Annotated in this window: 6 protein-coding genes; 2 read left to right on the forward strand and 4 right to left on the reverse strand. The window is 71.6% G+C overall.

Going from position 1 to position 6651, the window contains the following annotated elements:
* The 4 genes from F2B26_RS13695 to F2B26_RS13710 all read right to left on the reverse strand — a co-directional run.
* Nucleotides 1-347: ATP-binding cassette domain-containing protein (locus F2B26_RS13695; protein ID WP_159810295.1), on the reverse strand; the 347-nt coding region annotated here is incomplete at its 3' end.
* Between the two features lie 139 nt (nt 348-486).
* A complete protein-coding gene (gene glpK, locus F2B26_RS13700; RefSeq protein ID WP_159810297.1) occupies nt 487-2007 on the reverse strand; it encodes a glycerol kinase GlpK in 1521 nt (506 codons plus the stop codon).
* A 32-nt stretch (nt 2008-2039) separates the two neighbouring features.
* Nucleotides 2040-2726: an MIP/aquaporin family protein gene (locus F2B26_RS13705; protein ID WP_159810305.1), complete on the reverse strand. Its 687-nt coding sequence runs from the start codon at nt 2724-2726 to the stop codon at nt 2040-2042.
* Between the two features lie 149 nt (nt 2727-2875).
* Nucleotides 2876-4630, reverse strand: coding sequence for a glycerol-3-phosphate dehydrogenase/oxidase (locus tag F2B26_RS13710; RefSeq protein ID WP_159810299.1), 1755 nt, complete (start codon nt 4628-4630; stop codon nt 2876-2878).
* A gap of 91 nt (nt 4631-4721) precedes the next feature.
* On the opposite strand from F2B26_RS13710, the gene F2B26_RS13715 reads away from it, so the two are divergent.
* Entirely contained in the window at nt 4722-5750 is a 1029-nt protein-coding gene (locus tag F2B26_RS13715; protein ID WP_159810301.1) for a sugar-binding transcriptional regulator, read from the forward strand.
* A gap of 215 nt (nt 5751-5965) precedes the next feature.
* On the forward strand, nt 5966-6469 hold the full coding sequence (locus F2B26_RS13720; protein ID WP_159810303.1) for an amino-acid N-acetyltransferase: 504 nt from the start codon (nt 5966-5968) through the stop codon (nt 6467-6469).
* Nucleotides 6470-6651: the final 182 nt, after the last annotated feature.

A 6651-nucleotide genomic window follows, 5' to 3' on the forward strand; every position in this document is an offset into this window, starting at 1 on the left:
CGGCCGGCGGCCCGCGCCTCGTCGAGCGCCCCGCGGACGGCGCGCTCGACGTTCTGCGTCGGGTCCAGACCGGCGAGCCCGTTCTGGTGCACGGTGCGCAGCCGGGCGCGCAGCATCTTGCGGTCGCGCCGCGCCGGCTTGTAGACCCGGTGCCCCTCGAAGGCGATCGAGCCGAGCGTGGCCGGCAGGTCGCCGCCGAGCACGGCGAGCAGCGTGGACTTGCCCACACCGGAGGCACCGAGCAGCCCGACCGCGTCGCCGGGGCCGACCGTCATGTCGACGCCGTCCAGCACGGCCGCACCGCCGTAGCCCGCCACGACGCCGCGCGCCACGAGTGTTGCCGCCATACCTGCCTCCGGGACTGCTCCGAGTCGATCCGCACGCCCAACGCCCAGGTCGCCCTCAGGGTTCCCGACGGGGTGCGGCCCCAGCCTCGCAGATCGGCGGGGGTGCGCCGTGCGGCCAGGTGCCTCGCCGGTGCGGGGACTACTTCACGTCGTCGTCGACCCAGTCGAACGACTTGGTGACGGCCTTCTTCCAGAGCCGGTACTGCCGGTCGCGCTCACCGGACTCCATCGCCGGGCTCCAGCGCTTGTCCTCGGCCCAGTTGTCGATGACGTCCTGCTCGCCGTTCCAGAAGCCGACGGCGATACCGGCGGCGTACGCGGCACCGAGGGCCGTGGTCTCGGCGACCTTGGGCCGCACGACGTCCACCCCGAGGATGTCCGCCTGGAACTGCATGAGGGCCTCGTTGGCGACCATGCCACCGTCCACCTTGAGCTCGGCGAGCGGGACGCCGGAGTCGGCGTTCATCGCGTCGAGCACCTCGCGGGTCTGGAAGGCCGTGGCCTCCAGCGCCGCGCGGGCGATGTGGCCCCTGTTGACGTACCGGGTGAGCCCGACGAGCGCACCGCGGGCGTCCGAGCGCCAGTACGGGGCGAACAGACCGGAGAACGCGGGCACGAAGTACGCGCCGCCGTTGTCCTCCACGCTCGCGGCCAGGGCCTCGATCTCGGGGGCCGAGGAGATGATCCCCAGGTTGTCCCGCAGCCACTGGACGAGCGAGCCGGTCACCGCGATCGAGCCCTCGAGGGCGTACACCGGGGCGGCGTCGCCGATCTTGTAGCAGAGCGTGGTGAGCAGGCCGTTCTTCGACTGGATCGGCTCCTTGCCCGTGTTGAGCAGCATGAAGTTGCCGGTGCCGTAGGTGTTCTTGGCGTGCCCCGGCTCGAAGCAGGCCTGGCCGAAGGTGGCCGCCTGCTGGTCGCCGAGGATGCCCGCGATCGGCACACCCGGGATGAGGCCGCCCTTGCGGTCCACCCCGTAGACCTCGGACGAGGACCGGATCTCCGGCAGCATCGACAGCGGCACGCCCATCTCGGCCGCGATCTCCTCGTTCCAGGTGAGGGTGTCGAGGTTCATGAGCATGGTGCGCGAGGCGTTCGTGACGTCGGTGACGTGCACGCCGCCGTCGGGCCCACCGGTCATGTTCCACACGACCCAGGAGTCGGTGTTGCCGAACGCGAGCTTGCCGGCCTCGGCCTTCTCACGGGCACCCGGGACGTTGTCCAGGATCCAGCGGATCTTCGGGCCGGAGAAGTAGGTGGCGAGCGGCAGGCCGACCCGCTCCTTGTACCGGTCGGCGCCGCCGCCGAGCGCGGCGAGGTCGTCGGCGATCTTCTGGGTGCGGGTGTCCTGCCAGACGATCGCGTTGTAGACCGGCTCACCGGTCTCGCGGTCCCAGACCACGGCGGTCTCGCGCTGGTTGGTGATGCCGACCGCGGCGATGGCGTGGTGGGTCAGGCTCGCCTTGCCGAGCACCTGTCCGACGACCTCGCGGACGTTGGACCAGATCTCCTTGGGGTCGTGCTCGACCCAGCCCGCGCGCGGGAAGATCTGCTCGTGCTCCTTCTGGGCCACGGCGACGATCGAGCCGGAGTGGTCGAAGATGATCGCCCGCGAGCTGGTGGTGCCCTGGTCGATCGCCATCACGTACTGCTCAGCCATGAGAAGTCCTTTTCAGATGAGGGGGGACGAGGTCAGCCGGGGTAGACCTTGGAGAACAGACCGGCGACCAGGCCGCCGACCAGCGGACCCGCGATCGGGACCCAGGAGTACGCCCAGTCGGAGCTGCCCTTGCCCTTGATGGGGAGCAGCGCGTGCGCGATGCGCGGACCGAAGTCACGTGCCGGGTTGATGGCGTACCCCGTGGGGCCACCGAGGCTGGCGCCGATACCGACCACGAGCAGCGCGACGGCGAGCGGGCCGAGGCCGCTCGGGGACTTGCCGAACGTGAGGATGACGAACACGAGCACGAAGGTCGCGATCGCCTCGGTGACGAAGTTCCAGCCGTACGAGCGCAGCTCAGGGCCGGTCGAGAAGACACCGAGCTTGACGGCCGGGTCGGCCTGCTCGTCGAAGTGCTTCTTGTACGCGAGGTAGGCGAACGCGGCGCCGACCGCGGCACCGGCCGTCTGGGCCACGATGTAGAGCACGGCGTTGAGCGCGGAGGCGTCGACGCCGGGCACGAACTCCTTGGCGCCCGAGGCGATGACGCCGAGGGTCACGGCCGGGTTCAGGTGCGCCCCCGACTTGTAGCCGACGTAGACACCGGCGAAGACGGCGATGCCCCATCCCCAGTTGATCATGAGGGTGCCGCCGCCGGCCCCCTTGGTCTTGGGCAGGATCACGTTGGCGACCACCCCGGCACCCAGGAGCAGCAGCATGGCGGTGCCGAGGAACTCCGAGATGAGCGCATCACTGAGCGTGATGGGTGCGGTCTCGGCGGCGAGGACGATCGAGTAGTCCACAGTCGAGCCTTTCTGGACGTCGTTGTCACTGCTCCCCCGGGGTCAGGGCCCCGGGGAGTTCTTGGTCAGGCGCCGACGGCGCCGAGCGGTCGCAGCGGGGCGACCTCGGTGGCCTCCAGACGCACCTTCTCCGCGGCGGCGTCGTCGGGCTGGTCCTCGGCCTGCTCCTCGGCGGCTGCACGCGAGCGGTAGGTCGCGATCTCGGTGGCGGTGCGCTCGGCGTCCCAGCCGAGCACCGGCGCGATGAGCGCGGCGATCTCCTCGAGCGCCCCGACACCGCGGTCGGCCTGCTCGTAGTTGAGCCGGGTGCGGTGCATGAGCACGTCGTCCAGGTGCAGGGCGCCCTCGTGGCTGGCGGCGTAGACGATCTCCGCGCCGATGTACGCCGGGGCGTTGACCAGCGGCTTGGCCAGGTCGGGCGTGGCCTCGACGAGGTCGACGAGCTCGGTGAGCAGCGAGCCGTAGCGGTGCAGCAGGTGGTCCATGCGGAACGAGTCCCAGCCCCACCGCTCGCCGATCTGGCGGGCCTTGCGCTGGAAGACGGCGAGCCCCTCGGCACCGGCCAGCGGCAGGTTGTCGGTGATCGACGGCAGCGACTGCGCACGGGCGCCGATCGCGAAGTCGACCGCGTCCTTGGCCATCACGCGGTACGTGGTGAGCTTGCCGCCGGCGATGACCGTGAGGCCCGGGGTCGGCGAGGCGACGGTGTGCTCGCGGGACACCTTGGCCGAGCTGGTGCCCTCCTTGGTGCCCGGCTGCAGCAGCGGCCGCAGCCCGGCCCAGGTGCCGATGATGTCCTCGCGGGTCAGCGGCTTGGCGAGCACGGCGTTGGCGTGCTCGAGCACGTAGTCGATGTCGGCCGCCGTGGCGACCGGGTGCACGAGCTCCTGCTTCCACGGGGTGTCGGTGGTGCCGATCACCCAGTAGCGGGACCACGGGATGATGAACAGCACGGACTTCTCGGTCTGCAGGATCAGCCCGGTGCGGCCCTGGATGCGCTCGCGCGGCACGACGATGTGGATGCCCTTGCTGGCCAGCACCCGCAGCCCGCCGTCGGTGCCGGCGAGGGCCTCGGTCTGCTCGGTCCAGACGCCGGTCGCGTTGATGACGGCGCGTGCCCGCACCTCGATCTGATCCCCGGTCTCCAGGTCGACCAGGTGGGCGCCGGTGACAGCCCCGCCCGCGGTCTTCACCAGGTCGACGACCTGGGTGCGGCTGGCGGCGTGCGCCCCGTAGCTGACGGCCGTGCGCACGAGGGTCTCGACCAGGCGCGCGTCGTCGACAGCGGCGTCCCAGTACCGGATGGCGCCGATCGCGGCGTCGTGCCGCAGGTCGGGGAACATCCGCTCCATGCCCTTGCGGCTCAGGTGCTGGTGCAGCGGCATGGCCCGCTTGCGACGGGTGGCGCTGGCCAGGGTGTCGTAGAGCGCGACGCCCGCGCCGACGTACGCGCGCTCCCAGACCCGGTTCTCCAGCGGGTAGAGGAACGAGACCGGCTTGACCAGGTGCGGTGCGAGCGAGCTGATGAGCAGGTCGCGCTCGGTGAGGGCCTCGTGCACGAGGTTGAAGTCGAGCATCTGGAGGTAGCGCAGCCCGCCGTGGACCAGCTTGCTGGAGCGGCTCGAGGTGCCGGACGCCCAGTCCTGGGCCTCGACGATCGCCGTCGACAGGCCACGTCCGACCGCGTCGAGCGCGATCCCGGCACCGGTGACACCACCCCCGATGACCAGGACGTCGAGCTCGCGACCGCTGCCCGTGCTGGCCGCGAGGGCTGCCAGGGCGTCGGTCCGTGCCTGCACGGTCAAGGGAGCGGTCCGCATCGTTGCTTCTCCTCAGCTCGGTTCGTCGCTCTCGTGGGGCGACGGGCTATCCTCGACATGGCGCGAACGAGTGCGCAACCGGGTTGCACGAATGTGCAGCGCGCAAGGGCCCAAAGCCCCGGACGTCGGCACGGGAGGCGGCGTGGAACGAGAGTCCGACGTGCTGCGGGCGGCCTCGATGTACTACCTCCAGGACCTCAAGATGGAGGTCATCGCGCGGCACCTCGGCACCTCCCGCTCGACGGTGTCCCGGCTGATCAAACGCGCCCGCGAGACCGGGCTGGTCGAGATCTCGCTACGCCCCTCGTCCACCCGGGCACCCGGGCTCGGGCGCAGCATCCGGGCCGAGTTCGGTGTCGAGGCCTACGTCGTGCCGGTGCCGGACTCCGCGGCACCCGTCGAACGGCTCGACCAGGTCTCGATGACCGCCGCCCGGCTGCTCGCCACCTGGTTCGACTCCGACATGGTGATGGGTGTCGCCTGGGGGACCACGCTCGCCGCCGTCTCCCGGTTCCTGCAGCCCAAGGCCACCCGCGGCTCGGCCGTCGTGCAGCTCAACGGGGCCGCGAACATGCGCACCTCGGGCATCGACTACGCCAGCGACCTCATCTCCTCCTTCGGCACCGCGTTCGGCGCCGCCGTGCACCACTTCTCCGTGCCGGCGTTCTTCGACTACCCCGAGACCAAGGCCGCCATGTGGCGCGAGCGGTCCATCCGGCGCGTGCTCGACGTCCAGGCTCGCGCCGACGTGGCGCTGTTCGGCATCGGCGCCGTCACCGGGTCCGTGCCCAGCCACGTGTACGCCGCCGGGTACCTGGACGCCGACGACATCGCCGAGCTCAAGGCCCAGGGCGTCGTCGGGGACGTGTGCACCGTCTTCCTGCGCGCCGACGGGTCCTGGCGGGACGTGGCGCTCAACGACCGGGCAACCGGGCCCACGCCCGAGCAGCTGCAGCGGATCCCTCGCCGGGTCGCCGTCGTCGCCGGGGACAACAAGGTCGGGCCGTTGCTCGCCGCCCTGCGGGCCGGGGTGATGACCGACCTCGTCGTCGACGAGCGCACCGCGACCAGGCTCATCGAACGGGCCCACCGCGCCGGCCGGACGGCGTCCGGCGCCTGAGCCTCCGGGCGCTCTCTGCTCGGCGCATCCCAGCCCGGTACTGGTCACCTGGTGCGGGCACGACGGCGTGTCGTCGGAGGAAGTGACCAGTCTTGTCGTGATCGACCCGGAGGTGGCTGCTGGCCGCTGAGCCCGACCGGGCTGGGCAGCCGTGGTGGGGGCGGGCGGGGGCGCCAGATCGGGTGCGGGGCGGCGGGGGACTAGCCTGGCTCGCCGTGACCGGTGACCTCCGCGTGCGCCCGGCCCTGCCCAGGGACGTGCGCACGATCCATGACCTGGTCGAGCCCTACGCAGCCCGACGCATCCTGCTCGCCAAGGAGTGGGTGGCCTACTACGAGGCCGTCCAGGAGTTCCTCGTCGTCGAGCTCGACGGGGTCGTCGTCGGCTGCGGGGCGCTGCACGTCATGTGGTCGGACCTCGCGGAGGTGCGCACCCTGGCCGTCGACCCGGCGCACCGCGGCCACGGCCTGGGGCACGCGGTGCTGGCCGCCCTCGTCGAACGAGCCCGGGAGCTGGGCCTCGCCCGGGTGTTCTGCCTGACGTTCGAGGTCGACTTCTTCGCCGCGCACGGTTTCGCGCCGATCGAGGGCACCCCCGTCGGGCAGGACGTCTACGCCGAGCTGCTGCGCAGCCACGACGACGGGGTCGCCGAGTTCCTCGACCTGGCACGGGTCAAGCCGAACACCCTGGGTAACACCCGGATGCTGCTCGAGCTCTGAACCACCCGGCCCGCTGGGCTCACGGGCCGTCGGGCAGCCGCACCGCCGGTGTCTCGTCCGGCAGCCGTACGGGGTCGACCAGACCGTCGGCCGCCAACGACGCGACGGCACGGTCGAGCTGGTCGCGGTCCGGCCAGAGCACGTCGGCCACCGCGACGGGGCCGCGCGCCGCGCGCAGGGCG

This window comes from Cellulomonas citrea (assembly GCF_009829685.1).
Lineage (GTDB): Bacteria > Actinomycetota > Actinomycetes > Actinomycetales > Cellulomonadaceae > Cellulomonas > Cellulomonas citrea.

Coding starts and splice junctions, on each gene's coding strand:
- F2B26_RS13705 (WP_159810305.1), bottom strand. CDS start 2,726: ATGCTGCTGCTCCTGGGTGCCGGGGTGGTCGCCAACGTGATCCTGCCC.
- F2B26_RS13715 (WP_159810301.1), top strand. CDS start 4,722: ATGTGCAGCGCGCAAGGGCCCAAAGCCCCGGACGTCGGCACGGGAGGC.
- glpK (WP_159810297.1), bottom strand. CDS start 2,007: ATGGCTGAGCAGTACGTGATGGCGATCGACCAGGGCACCACCAGCTCG.
- F2B26_RS13710 (WP_159810299.1), bottom strand. CDS start 4,630: ATGCGGACCGCTCCCTTGACCGTGCAGGCACGGACCGACGCCCTGGCA.